This is a genomic window from Lysinibacillus sp. 38-6, assembly GCF_046245175.1.
GTDB lineage: Bacteria > Bacillota > Bacilli > Bacillales_A > Planococcaceae > Lysinibacillus.
The window spans coordinates 2,487,833-2,501,336 of sequence record NZ_CP176417.1 but is presented as its reverse complement, the minus strand read 5'-3'; the positions used below and the strand labels follow the sequence as shown (position 1 = coordinate 2,501,336).

The 13,504-nt window shown below is 40.7% G+C and carries 11 protein-coding genes; all 11 read left to right on the top strand.

The window, feature by feature from the left end:
* Positions 1-44: 44 nt before the first annotated feature.
* Entirely contained in the window at positions 45-626 is a 582-nt protein-coding gene (locus tag ACKVEV_RS12910; RefSeq protein WP_409366818.1) for a LemA family protein, read from the top strand.
* Positions 626-1,384 carry a TPM domain-containing protein gene (locus ACKVEV_RS12905; protein ID WP_409366817.1) on the top strand — a complete coding sequence of 253 codons (759 nt, stop codon included), beginning with the start codon at positions 626-628 and terminating at the stop codon, positions 1,382-1,384. The genes ACKVEV_RS12910 and ACKVEV_RS12905 overlap by 1 nt, the downstream gene beginning before the upstream one ends.
* Positions 1,385-2,483: 1,099 nt before the next feature.
* On the top strand, positions 2,484-4,760 hold the full coding sequence (locus tag ACKVEV_RS12900; RefSeq protein WP_409366816.1) for a S9 family peptidase: 2,277 nt from the start codon (positions 2,484-2,486) through the stop codon (positions 4,758-4,760).
* Between the two features lie 312 nt (positions 4,761-5,072).
* Entirely contained in the window at positions 5,073-5,309 is a 237-nt protein-coding gene (locus tag ACKVEV_RS12895; RefSeq protein WP_409366815.1) for a glutaredoxin family protein, read from the top strand.
* 260 nt (positions 5,310-5,569) lie between these two features.
* Positions 5,570-5,692 carry a hypothetical protein gene (locus tag ACKVEV_RS12890; RefSeq protein WP_255313811.1) on the top strand — a complete coding sequence of 41 codons (123 nt, stop codon included), beginning with the start codon at positions 5,570-5,572 and terminating at the stop codon, positions 5,690-5,692.
* Between the two features lie 212 nt (positions 5,693-5,904).
* The gene (locus ACKVEV_RS12885) at positions 5,905-6,933 is read left to right on the top strand and encodes a sugar-binding transcriptional regulator (protein ID WP_409366814.1); all 1,029 of its coding nucleotides are present in this window, start codon (positions 5,905-5,907) and stop codon (positions 6,931-6,933) included.
* A gap of 35 nt (positions 6,934-6,968) precedes the next feature.
* Complete coding sequence (gene gap, locus ACKVEV_RS12880; protein WP_409366813.1) at positions 6,969-7,985, top strand: type I glyceraldehyde-3-phosphate dehydrogenase; 1,017 nt, start codon at positions 6,969-6,971, stop codon at positions 7,983-7,985.
* A 341-nt stretch (positions 7,986-8,326) separates the two neighbouring features.
* Positions 8,327-9,511, top strand: coding sequence for a phosphoglycerate kinase (locus ACKVEV_RS12875; RefSeq protein WP_409366812.1), 1,185 nt, complete (start codon positions 8,327-8,329; stop codon positions 9,509-9,511).
* Between the two features lie 16 nt (positions 9,512-9,527).
* Positions 9,528-10,289, top strand: coding sequence for a triose-phosphate isomerase (tpiA, locus tag ACKVEV_RS12870; RefSeq protein WP_409366811.1), 762 nt, complete (start codon positions 9,528-9,530; stop codon positions 10,287-10,289).
* Positions 10,282-11,823, top strand: coding sequence for a 2,3-bisphosphoglycerate-independent phosphoglycerate mutase (gpmI, locus tag ACKVEV_RS12865; RefSeq protein WP_409366810.1), 1,542 nt, complete (start codon positions 10,282-10,284; stop codon positions 11,821-11,823). Before tpiA ends, gpmI begins: the two co-directional genes overlap by 8 nt.
* 2 nt (positions 11,824-11,825) lie before the next feature.
* On the top strand, positions 11,826-13,118 hold the full coding sequence (gene eno, locus ACKVEV_RS12860) for a phosphopyruvate hydratase (protein ID WP_409366809.1): 1,293 nt from the start codon (positions 11,826-11,828) through the stop codon (positions 13,116-13,118).
* Positions 13,119-13,504 lie beyond the last annotated feature (386 nt).

Sequence of the window (13,504 nt, the reverse complement as noted above, 5' to 3'; positions counted from 1 at the left end):
CACATTAGAGGTATAAGAACAGAAATGTAAGGGAGGAAGCACATTTGAAAAAAGTACTTGGACCTGTAGGCATAATCGTTATTGTTTTAGGAGTTTTAGCTTTATTATTGATTCCAAAATACAATAGTCTTGTCACAGCGGAGGAAAATGTAGATTCAAAATGGGCTCAAGTGGAAAACCAACTACAACGCCGCTATGATTTAATTCCGAATTTAGTGCAATCAGTGAAAGGTTACGCGAATCATGAGCAAGAAGTAATAGCCAGTATAACAGCAGCACGTGCTCAAATGGGCAATGCGCAAACACCAGAGCAACAAGCGGTGGCAAATGATGCATTAAATGGTGCTCTTAGCCGATTGCTTGTCGTCGTGGAAAATTATCCGAATTTAAAAGCAGATGCGAATTTCCGTCAATTAATGGATGAACTAGCAGGCACGGAAAATCGACTAGCAGTAGCACGCGAAGACTATAATAATGAGGTGCAAGGCTTTAATAAAATAGTGAAACGTTTCCCTGGTAATATCATGGCAAGCATATTTGGCTTTGAACAAAAACAATACTTTAAGGCAGCGGCAGGGGCTGAGCAAGCACCCGCAGTTGATTTTAGTGATTCAGGTAAACAATAATGAAACGTTTTCCAATCATACTATTCGTTGCTTGTTTGATGTGGCTTCTAGCAAGCAATAATGCGCAAGCACAATTGCCGACGCCCATGAAAAATACGTATGTCCATGATTTTGCCAATGTACTGTCACCTGCGGTCAAGCAAGAACTTAATCAGTATTCCACACAATTAGATCAAGGGACTGGTGCTGAAATAATGGTTGTCACGCTAGATAGTATTCACGGGCAAGAAGCCAAAATGTATGCTACTAAATTAATTCGTGCGTGGGGCATTGGGGATGCAGAGAAAAACAATGGAGTCCTGCTATTGGCTACATTTGGGCAAGGGCAAGGACAAAATGATGTTGTCATTGCTGTCGGTCAAGGTTTAGAGGGAGCATTACCAGATGGGAAGTTAGGTCGTATTTTAGATGAAGCTTTTTATCCATCTGCAAGTAATGGTAATGTGGATCAAGCATTTCAAGCCACCTATGCAGCATTATTTCAAACGGTAGCAACAGAATATAATTGGGATGGTGAAATGCCGACACAAGCGGCAGCGGATGAGTCGATGCCCAATTGGCTGTTTGTGTTAATCGTTATTATTGTGCTCTTGGTTGCTATGTTCTCCAACGGCGGAGGTGGCCCTCGTTCTAGGGGACGTGGTGGTTATCCAGGAGGCTTTGGCGGTGGTTTTGGCAGAGGTGGCTCCAGTGGTGGAGGCTTCGGCGGCTTTGGCGGCGGATCATCAGCCGGCGGTGGCGCAAGCAGGAAGTTTTAATTGAATTGAATTGTGTAGAATTGTGTGGGTGCCTGGCACCCACACAATTTTCAAACAAAACGCAAGTAAAGTAAGCCGCAACAATCCGTGCACAAAGAGGATTGTTGCGGTTTACGCTGTGTTAGTGGAAAGCAAAGTGAATTTTAACGAAGTAGAAGCTTGATAATAGCAGAATGAATTTTTTGAAGGACTTATACTATTGCCAGGTAAGCTAATTATTCTAACTAAGTAAAAATTCCCGCAGACTCCTATGGGAACGCACGAAAAGTAAGGCACAACAATCCGCGCGAAAGCGAGGGTTGTGGCTTACGACGTGCCCGTGGAAAGCGAAGTGATTTTTAACGAAGTAGAAGCTCGATAATGGCAGAATGAACTTTTCGAAGGACTTATACTATTGCCAGGCAAGTTATTTATTCTAACTAAGTAAAAATTCACGCAGACTCCTACGGGAACGCACGAAAAGTAAGACACAACAATCCGCGCGAAAGCGAGGGTTGCGGCTTACGACGTGCCCGTGGAAAGCGAAGTGATTTTTAACGAAGTAGAAGCTCGATAATGGCAGAATGAACTTTTCGAAGGACTTATACTATTGCCAGGCAAGTTATTTATTCTAACTAAGTAAAAATTCACGCAGACTCCTACGGGAACGCACGAAAAGTAAGACACAACAATCCGCGCGAAAGCGAGGGTTGCGGCTTACGACGTGCCCGTGGAATGCAAAGTGAATTTTAACGAAGTAGAAGCTCGATAAAAGCAGAATCAATTTTTTCGAAGGACTTATACTATTGCCAGGCAAGTTATTTATTCTAACTAAGTAAAAATTCCCGCAGACTCCTACGGGAACGCACGAAAAGTAAGACACAACAATCCGCGCGAAAGCGAGGGTTGTGGCTTACGACGTGCCCGTGGAAAGCGAAGTGAATTTTTACGCTGTAGAACCCTATGTTATGCTAAGTGGATGGACTCACCATAAGGAGGGTCCTTTTTATTTTGGGTAAATAATTAAGTATTATCAATTATTGACAATTTAACTAATTTTGGTATAATTTTCTTGTATCGACAATCGATATAACGCACATTGATATAAGGAGGAAGTAATGTGAATAAAAGATTTTTATCAGCATCTTTAGCTGTTATTTTAACAGCCTCTATTGTTTATCCTGTTTCAATTCATGACGTACGTGCTGCTAACGAAACGAGCAATACGACGATTGCCCAAGAGGAACGCCTAACAGCACAAGAATTTCTTGAATTAGCTGTAACATCTTTAACCTTCCAACATGGTTCAGAATCAATGCGTCAAGAAGTTATCAATAAGTGGGTTAAAGAGGGAGAATTAGAAAACGTAAGTAATGCGATTAAACGAAATGAAGCAGCACGAATTTTAGTAAGAGCACTTGATAAAGAAGAAAAAGAAGTAACACTAGCAGACTATTTGGCAACAGCAAATACGCTTGGTTTATTTAATAGTATTTCAGAAAATAGTGACACAATTACAAAGCAAGATGCTATGAAAATCTTTACAACTTTTAAGTCTATAAAAAATGGTGCGAGTAACGAAGGTGTCAATGAAATTTCTGTAGAGGATTTCGTGAAAAATCCAGGCAACTTCGGCTACCAATTGTCGCCAGATGGTAATTACATTACGTTTGCTTCAGCATGGGAATCCCGTTCAAATGTTTTCGTGAAAAAAATGAATGATGATAGTGAACCTGTTCGTGTATCCAGTTCAAAAGATCGTGATATAGCAGGATTCTTCTGGAAAGATGATACATTGCTTTATGCCAAAGATAATGGTGGCGATGAAAACTTCCATATTTATTCATCTACATTTAATGGTCAAGCAGAAAAAGATTTAACACCTTATCCTGGAGTAACTGTTGGAGTATTAAGTAATTTACAAGGTGTGAAAGATGAAATATTAATTATGATGAATAAAGAAGATGCTAAAGTTTTCGATGTGTACAAGCTTAATGTGAAAACTGGCGAAACAAAACATGTGGCAAAAAATCCAGGCAACATCGCAGATTGGTTAGCGGATCGTGATGGTAATATTCGTATGGCAACTGTTTCGGATGGTGTAGAAGGTATGATTCTATATCGCGACACAGAAAAAGACGAATTCAAGCCATTTATTGAAATCGCAGCGGGCGATGAAGTAACGCCACTTGCATTCTCTAAAGATAATAAACATATTTACGCTACTTCTAATAAAGGAAGAGACAAAGTAGAAGTCGTGAAATACGATCTTGAAGGTAACGAAGAAGTGATTATGTCCAATAAAGAAGTTGACGTTGCGGGCGTATTATATAGTGGTGAACAAGATAAAGTGTTATACGGTGCCTATATAACAGATAAAGTGCATTATCAGTTTTTCGATGAAGATTTTGAAAAGCTTTTCCGCAAAATTCAAAGCAAACTAGGTGTCGAAGAAAGTGAACTAGGCATTAACGATTATAATAAAGACATGACAAAATTTATCGTCAGCGTGTCTAGCGATACTGTGTACGGTAAATATTATTACTATGATTCAACAACAGATGAATTAACAGAACTAGCTACATTAAGCTCTTGGTTAAAATCAGAAGAACTTGCCGAAATGCATCCAATTTCGTATAAGAGTCGTGATGGTTTGACAATTAACGGTTATTTAACATTACCTAAAAATAAAGAAGCAAAAGACTTACCGCTTATCGTGAACCCACATGGCGGCCCATGGGCACGTGATGTTTGGGGCTTTAACCCAGAAGTACAGTTACTTGCAAACCGAGGCTATGCTGTATTGCAAGTGAATTTCCGTTCTTCTACGGGTTACGGAAAAGAATTTTTACAAGCGGGTAATAAGCAATGGGGTCTGAAAATTCAAGATGATATTACAGATGGCGTACAATGGGCAATCGACCAAGGTATTGCAGACCCTGACCGCATCGGTATTTATGGTGCATCATTTGGTGGCTATGCAACATTAGCAGGTATTGCGTTCACACCAGATTTATATGCAGCTGCGGTTGACTATGTCGGTGTATCGAATATTTTCACATTGCTAGATACTGTCCCGCCATATTGGGAAACAATGCGCCAAATGTTATATGAGCGTGTAGGGCATCCAGAGAAAGATAAAGAACTGTTAACTGCAGTGTCTCCTGTCTTCCATGTTGATAAAATTAAAACACCATTATTTGTTGCTCAAGGTGCAAATGACCCACGAGTGAATCAGGCAGAATCTGATCAAATCGTCGAAGCGTTACGCGCAAGAGGCGTGGATGTGGAGTACATGCTGAAGGAAAATGAAGGGCATGGCTTCCAAAACGAAGAAAACCGCATTGAATTCTATAATGCGATGGTGAAATTCTTTGATAGCCATTTGAAAAAATAACGATTTGGAGACTGTGCAGAATTTTTTCTTGCGCAGTCTTTTTTATTATAAAATAAATTTGGACTAGTGCCGTTGATTTCCGCTACGGGCGGACGCTTTCCGCGGGCACACTCCGCTCCAATCAACTAGTTACAGTCTAATTATTTTGTGTTTAGATTCCGCAGTCACACCGGAAGCAACACCACATGCTAACGCGCGGACTGTTGCAACTTACTTTTCTTCGTTCTAAGTAGGAGACTTCGTGTATCAAATTTCAGAATTGTTTGAGTGCCTGGCACCGATTATTATATTAAATAGGGAGGGGTTGGATAGATGGACGTGAAATTTTATAGTCGTTCGCATTGTGAGCTTTGTGTTGAAGGCTTACGGACACTCAAGCTTGTACAAGAGGAATTAGGTTTTTCTATCGAGATTATTGATATTGAACAAGATGAAGCGATACATGAAAAATATATGTTGATGATACCGGTCGTGGAAAAGGATGGAGCCGTCATACAATATGGCAATATCGATTATGTAACGTTGATGGAACAGTTAGCGAGCGAATGACTTAACGATCACCGAATAGCCTATCTAGTCGATGCAAATTTTTGATTTTAAACTGGTCAGCCACGTATTTCACAAAATGTTCAATGAAAACGATAAGAATATGAACGATTTGTGAAAAACTTCACATAGGACTTTTCTTTTGAAAAAATTGGAGTAGAATAGGAATCAAGTAAGAGGTTGTTATAAAACAGTTTACAAAAAGTATCACATTTTTACGTGGTTGTTATATTACAAAAATAAACATCAAGGGAGCATGAACTATGTGGGTAATTACAGTATTTGAACAAAAGGACGTTCGTATTTTTGAGTACACAAACAAAACAGAAGCAACAAAGGCTTTAGCAGGCTTCAAGAAAAACGCCGTATTATCATTTACAAAATAAAAAACAAAACAGTCTCGCAGCCATAGTAAATGGTTGCGAGATTTTTTTATTGTCGCGACGCTTCAAAACGTATAAATTTCCTGCTAGCTACGCATACCATTATTTACTTGCTCTTTTATAGAAAGCATATTATAATGAAATCACAAGTGGGACATAATTTTATACAGTGGGACAAAAAGTAACCCACTGCGATGGAGAGGGAGTAGATAAAGATGGTAACTGTACCTGAGGCACAGCAAAGACTACTTCCAGAAATGAATCCGCTTCTACAATCGAGATTTCGTATTTTGCAATCGGTGCAATTAATGCAACCAATTGGGAGACGAACGCTTGCAGAGTCACTCAAAATGACAGAGCGTGAAATTCGTAAAGAAACAGATATTTTACGTGAGCAAGGGTTATTAGATTCGCAAAAGTCGGGTATGGTATGTACGAGTGATGGCGAATTAGTAATTGAACAGCTAAGAGCATTAGTCTATGAATGGTCTGGTTTAACACAGCTCGGCAAAACACTTGAAAATCAATTAGGGCTCCAGCATGTGCTCGTTGTTCCAGGTGATTACAATGATGATGAAACCGTTCTAACATTGCTTGGAAAAGAAGCGGCACAGCAATTTCTTTCGAAAATTGCTAGTGAGCAAGTAGTAGCTGTTACTGGAGGAAAGTCAGTCGCCTCCTTAGCGCAGTTTTTACAACCCGTCGATGGCCAGCAAAACATTACGTTTGTCGCTGCTCGTGGTGGGATCGGCCATGAAATGCAAATGCAGGCCAATACACTCGTTGCAACATTTGCCATGCAAATGAAAGCCCAGCACCGTACATTGTTTTTACCGGAACATTTAAGTGAACAGGCCTATCAAGCTATGTTAACAGAGCCAATGGTGACTGAAATCATGGCGTACTATGATCGTGCTGATTGTGTGATTCATGGCATCGGCTCCGCTGAAGAAATGGCGATTCGCCGTAATTCATCGGCTGAAGATTTACGTATTCTCGAAGAAAAAGGTGCTGTTAGTGAGGCATTCGGCTATTATTTCAATGCCGAGGGAGATATTGTGCATCGTATTCGTACGATTGGTATTCAACTTGAACAAGTTGAAAAAAGTAAACATATTATTGCGGTTGCAGCAGGAAAACAAAAAGTTGATGCCATGCTATCGTACTTTAAGGTAGCGCCGAAGCAGACCATTTTTATAACAGATGAGGCTGCGGCGAAGGCGATCGCTGAACGTTTACTGTAAAAATAAATCAATAAACATTATTGGAGGAATTGACAATGGCATTAAAATTAGCAATCAATGGATTTGGACGTATTGGACGTTTAGTATTTCGTGAAGCAATGAAGCATGATGAATTTGAAGTAGTTGCAGTGAATGACTTAACAGATGCTGGTCAGCTTGCACACTTATTAAAATACGATTCTGTACATGGTATCTATGATGCTGAAGTAAGTGCAAAGGAAGATTCTTTCGTAGTGAACGGTAAAACAGTGAAAGTATACGCTGAAAAAGACCCAGCACAATTACCTTGGGGCGAGCTTGGTGTTGACGTTGTGCTTGAATGTACAGGTCACTTCCGCTCAATGGAAGAAGTAGGGTTGCATATTAAAGCAGGTGCTAAAAAAGCCATCTTATCTGCACCAGCGAAAGGCGATATGCCGACATTTGTAATGGGTGTTAACCACCAAGATTACAATCCACAAACAGATGATGTTATTTCAAATGCGTCTTGTACAACAAACTGCTTAGCGCCTGTAGCTAAAATTTTAGATGAGAAATTCGGCATTGAGCGCGGTATGATGACAACAATTCACTCTTATACTAACGACCAACGAATCCTAGACTTCCCGCACTCTGATCCACGTCGTGCACGTGCAGGGGCAGTGTCAATGATTCCAACAACAACAGGAGCAGCAGTAGCAGTATCAAAAGTATTACCTCAATTAAAAGGTAAACTAGATGGATTCTCTATGCGTGTTCCAACTCCGAACGTTTCTTGTGTGGATTTAGTTGTAGAACTAAAAGCAGATGTAACAAAAGAGTCTATTAATGCAGCGCTAAAAGAAGCTTCTGAAAATGAGCTAAAAGGTATTTTAGGCTACAATGAGTTACCATTAGTATCAATTGATTACAATGGCAACCACAACTCTTCAACGGTAGATGGTCTATCAACAATGGTTTTAGAAAATAGCATGGTAAAAGTTCTTGCTTGGTACGATAATGAAATTGGTTACTCTACTCGTTTAATGGACCTTGCATTATACATTGCTGAACAAGGCTTAAATAATAAATAAGTATCATAATTCGCGATTTATAGTAAAAAGTGTGACATAATACGGCTTTTTACGCACAAAAAGTATAGCCTTTATAATATCGAAAAGATATAATATACAAGGGTAAAAGGAGTAAGGGAAGGTTACCTTTACTCCTTTTTTAAATATAAATATTGGATAAAGTAATGGATGACTTGCTAGAGCGCAAATAGGTAGTAGTCACTATGGGCTTGCGCAAGACACCGAATGCTACTTTTGCTACTATTAAAGCTAATAAAACTGTTAGTCCAAAATGTGTGAAACCAAGATGGGTGTAACACATTTAATGATGTCTGTACCACTACTTTGAAGGGGGTTTCTTCATGTTAAATAAGAAAACAATGAAAGATATTGATTTAAAAGGTAAGCGCGTCTTCGTACGTGTCGATTTTAATGTACCGATGGCTGATGGGGTTATTACAGATGAAACACGTATTCGTGCAGCCATTCCAACGATTGACTATTTAGTCGAGCAAGGTGCAAAAGTCATTTTAGCATCTCACTTAGGTCGTCCAAAAGGTGAAGTAAAAGAAGATATGCGTTTAACGGCAGTCGGCATTCGCCTTGCTGAAATTTTAGGCAAACCTGTCACTAAATTAGATGAGTCAATCGGGGAAGCAGTAGAAACAGCTGTTGCCAACATGCAAAACGGCGATATCGTACTGCTAGAAAACGTACGCTTCCATGCAGGTGAAGAGAAAAATGATCCTGCACTTGCGGAACAATTTGCGAAACTTGCAGACGTTTATGTCAACGATGCATTCGGTGCTGCTCACCGTGCACATGCCTCAACGGAAGGGATTGCCAAACATGTACCTGCTGTATCAGGCTTCCTTATGCAAAAAGAATTAGATGTACTAGGTAAAGCATTATCAAACCCAGAGCGTCCTTTCACAGCGATTATTGGTGGCGCGAAAGTAAAAGATAAAATCGGTGTCATTGAGAGCCTTCTTGAAAAAGTTGATCATTTAATTATCGGTGGTGGACTATCATTTACCTTTATTAAAGCGCAAGGTTATGATATCGGTAAATCTTTATTAGAAGAAGATAAAATTGAATTAGCTAAATCTTTCATTGAAAAAGCACAGGCAAAAGGCGTGCAGTTACATATGCCAATCGATGCAGTGGTAGCCAATGAATTTTCGAAAGATGCAGAAACTAAAGTGGTTGATGTAGATGCTATCCCAGCTGATTGGATGGGTCTTGATATTGGACCGAAAACAGCGGCACACTATGCAGAAGTTATTGAAAATTCAAAGTTAATTATTTGGAATGGACCAATGGGCGTGTTTGAATTGGCACCATTTGCCCAAGGTACGAAAACTGTTGCAGACGCGATGGCAGCAACTGCTGGTTACACGGTAATCGGTGGTGGCGATTCAGCGGCAGCTGTTGAAAAATTTGAAGTAGCGGATAAAATGGACCACATTTCGACAGGTGGCGGCGCTTCACTTGAGTTAATGGAAGGCAAAGAGCTTCCTGGTATTGTGGCATTAAACGATAAATAAGATAGGAGGTAGAACGATGCGTAAACCAATTATTGCAGGTAACTGGAAAATGTATAAAACATTTGAAGAGGCCATACAGTTTGTCGAAGGCGTACAGGATAAACTTCCGTCAAATGACAATGTAGATGCTGTTATTTGTGCACCGGCACTATTCCTACCAACACTTGTGCAGATCGCTAGTGAATCGGAATTAGCTATTGGTGCTCAAACAATGCATTACGAAAACGAAGGTGCGTTTACAGGCGAAATTAGCCCAGCACAACTTGCGAGCGTGGCAGTAGACTATGTTATTTTAGGACACTCTGAACGCCGCGAATATTATAACGAAACAGATGAAGCTATCAATAAAAAGGTGGCAGCAGCACTTGCCCATAATATCGTGCCGATTATTTGCTGTGGTGAAACATTGCAAGAACGTGAAGCAGGTACTACAGAGCAAAAGGTAGCTGGTCAAATTACAGCAGCACTTGCAGGATTTGATGCACAACAGGTGGAGCATATGGTGCTTGCCTATGAGCCAATCTGGGCAATCGGTACAGGCAAAACAGCAACAGCAGAAGATGCCAACCAAGTATGCGGAGCTATTCGCGCAACGGTTGAAAAATTATACGATAGCGCGACAGCACAGGCTGTGCGTATTCAATATGGCGGTAGCGTAAAGCCGGAGAATATTGAAGAATTATTAGCAAAAGAGCATATCGATGGTGCCTTAGTCGGTGGAGCAAGCTTACAAGCCGAGTCATATTTAAAATTATTGGAGGCGGCAGCAAATGCCTAAAAAGCCAGTAGCATTAATTATTTTAGACGGTTTTGCATTTCGCGATGAAACATTTGGCAATGCAGTGGCGCAAGCGAACAAACCAAATTTTGATCGCTTGTGGAATCAATATCCGCATGCAACATTAACAGCAGCAGGCGAAGCGGTAGGATTGCCAGAAGGTCAAATGGGGAACTCTGAAGTGGGCCATTTAAATATCGGTGCCGGTCGTATCGTTTATCAAAGCTTAACACGTTTAAATAAATCGATTCGTGAAGGTGACTTCTATACAAATCAAGCCTTTTTAGATGCAGTCGCACATGTGAAAGCACATGGGTCGAAGCTTCATGTTATGGGCTTATTATCAGATGGCGGTGTGCACAGCCATTATGAGCATATGTTTGCACTGTTAAAGCTAGCGAAAGATCAAGGACTTGACGAAGTATTTGTCCATGCCTTTTTAGACGGTCGTGATGTCGGACCAACGACAGCAATCGATTATATCGAAGAAACAGAAAAACAAATGGCTGCCATTGGCATTGGTAAATTCGCTTCCATCCATGGACGCTATTATGCAATGGACCGCGATAAACGTTGGGATCGCGTGGCATTAACCTATAATGTCCTTGTCGATGGCGTAGGGCAAACAGCGGACAGTGCTAAAACTGGCGTAGCTGAGTCCTATGAGCGTGAAGTAACGGACGAATTTGTGATTCCATTTAGTGTACAGGAACATGGCGAGGCAGTGGCGACGATTGCAGATAATGACGCGGTTATTTTCTTCAACTTCCGACCTGACCGTGCAATTCAATTATCGAAAGTATTTACAAATCCAACATTTGACGGTTTTGCACTATCAGCAAAACATCCGCAAAATGTTAAATTCGTATCGTTTACACATTATAGTGATGAAGTGATTGCGCAAGTTGCTTATGAAAATGACAACTTGAAAAATACGATTGGTGAAGTGTTAGCCTCTAATGGCAAAACACAGCTACGTATTGCCGAAACGGAAAAGTATCCACATGTGACATTCTTTATGAGTGGCGGACGTGAGGAGAAATTCGCTGGTGAAGAACGTCTGTTAATTGCTTCCCCAAAAGTGGCGACATACGATTTAAAACCTGAAATGAGTGCTTATGAAGTAACAGAAGCATTGCTTGCAGAAATTGCGGCGGACAAATTTGATGGCATTATTTTAAACTTTGCCAACCCTGATATGGTGGGGCATAGTGGCATGCTAGAGCCAACAATTAAAGCAATTGAAGTGGTTGACGAATGTTTAGGAAAAGTAGTAGATGCCCTACTTGCAAAAGGCGGTGCAGCTATTATTACAGCTGACCACGGTAACTCTGACGAAGTTGTAACGTTAGAAGGAAATCCGATGACAGCTCATACAACAAACCCTGTTCCAGTAATTGTGACGAAACCTAATTTATTGTTAAGAAATGGTGGCATTTTAGCCGATTTGGCGCCAACCATGTTAGAATTATTAGAGGTGTCACAACCTATTGAAATGACAGGTAAATCATTAATCGAAAAAGAGGAGAATTAATTATGCCATTTATTACACAAGTTTATGCGCGCGAAGTTTTAGACTCACGTGGGAACCCAACAGTAGAAGTTGAAGTATTTACAGAATCAGGTGCTTTTGGTCGCGCAATCGTGCCATCAGGTGCCTCTACAGGTGAATACGAAGCGGTAGAATTACGCGATGGTGACAAATCACGTTACCTTGGCAAAGGTGTATTAAAAGCAGTCGAAAATGTTAACACAATTATTGCCCAAGAATTAGAAGGGAATTTCTCAGTTCTTGACCAAGTAGTAATCGACAAAGCTTTAATCGAGCTAGACGGCACAGAAAACAAAGGTAAACTAGGTGCGAACGCAATCCTAGGTGTATCAATGGCAGTTGCACATGCTGCAGCAGATTATTTAGATGTACCTCTTTATCAATATCTTGGCGGGTTCAACTCAAAACAATTACCAGTACCAATGATGAACATCTTAAACGGTGGTGCGCATGCGGATAACAACGTAGACATCCAAGAATTTATGGTAATGCCTGTTGGCGCAGAAAACTTCCGTCATGCATTACGTATGGGTGCTGAAATTTTCCATAGCTTAAAAGCAGTATTAAAAGACAAAGGTTACAACACAGCTGTAGGTGATGAAGGTGGTTTCGCACCAAACCTTGGTTCAAACGAAGAAGCCATCACTGTAATCCTTGAAGCAATCGAAAAAGCTGGCTACAAAGCTGGTGAAGAAGTGAAGTTAGCAATGGACGTTGCGTCTTCTGAATTATTCAATAAAGAAGACGGCAAATACCATTTAGATGGTGAAGGTGTTGTGAAAACATCTGAAGAAATGGTGGACTGGTACGAACAGTTAACGTCTAAATACCCAATCATCTCAATCGAAGACGGCTTAGACGAAAACGACTGGGCTGGTCATAAATTATTAACAGACCGCATTGGCGCTCGCGTTCAATTAGTAGGAGATGATTTATTCGTAACAAATACGAAAAAATTAGCTGCTGGTATTGAGCAAGGCGTAGGTAACTCTATTTTAATTAAAGTAAACCAAATCGGTACGTTAACTGAAACTTTCGAAGCAATCGAAATGGCAAAACGTGCTGGTTACACAGCAGTGATCTCTCACCGTTCTGGTGAATCAGAAGATGCAACTATCGCTGATATCGCTGTTGCGACAAATGCTGGTCAAATTAAAACAGGTGCGCCATCTCGTACAGACCGCGTTGCAAAATACAACCAACTTCTACGCATCGAAGATCAACTTGGTGCAACTTCAGAGTATCTTGGTTTAAAAACGTTCTATAACTTAAAATAAGGTGAATAGCTAGTACTAGCCGTTTCTTTTATAAAAATTGCCTCGATAGCATGGTAGTGCTTGTCGGGGCAATTTTTTTGTTGAAATGAACGAGTTGAGCGCGTGATTGGGTAGAGCGCGGAAAGAGTCCTGCAACGTTGATTTCCGTTCCAGGCGCTCCCTTTCCGCAGGCACGGCTCCAACTAATTTTTGTGGCGGTGCGCCACAAAAATGGATTTTCCGCCGTGCTGTTCCTGCTGGAGTGTCGCGCCTTCCACTCCAATCAACTAGTCTAGCTACTAATATATAAAATTGTGTGAGAATTGTGTGAGTGCCTGTCACTCTAGTAAGGCGAATGAGGTGGAAGGAGTTCTGCAACGTTGATTTCCGTTGCGGGCGGACGCTTT

Excerpts from the sequence above, each read along its gene's own strand:
- ACKVEV_RS12905 (WP_409366817.1), top strand. The coding sequence starts at position 626 with ATGAAACGTTTTCCAATCATACTATTCGTTGCTTGTTTGATGTGGCTT.
- ACKVEV_RS12895 (WP_409366815.1), top strand. The coding sequence starts at position 5,073 with ATGGACGTGAAATTTTATAGTCGTTCGCATTGTGAGCTTTGTGTTGAA.
- ACKVEV_RS12890 (WP_255313811.1), top strand. The coding sequence starts at position 5,570 with ATGTGGGTAATTACAGTATTTGAACAAAAGGACGTTCGTATTTTTGAG.
- ACKVEV_RS12885 (WP_409366814.1), top strand. The coding sequence starts at position 5,905 with ATGGTAACTGTACCTGAGGCACAGCAAAGACTACTTCCAGAAATGAAT.
- gap (WP_409366813.1), top strand. The coding sequence starts at position 6,969 with ATGGCATTAAAATTAGCAATCAATGGATTTGGACGTATTGGACGTTTA.
- ACKVEV_RS12875 (WP_409366812.1), top strand. The coding sequence starts at position 8,327 with ATGTTAAATAAGAAAACAATGAAAGATATTGATTTAAAAGGTAAGCGC.
- tpiA (WP_409366811.1), top strand. The coding sequence starts at position 9,528 with ATGCGTAAACCAATTATTGCAGGTAACTGGAAAATGTATAAAACATTT.
- gpmI (WP_409366810.1), top strand. The coding sequence starts at position 10,282 with ATGCCTAAAAAGCCAGTAGCATTAATTATTTTAGACGGTTTTGCATTT.
- eno (WP_409366809.1), top strand. The coding sequence starts at position 11,826 with ATGCCATTTATTACACAAGTTTATGCGCGCGAAGTTTTAGACTCACGT.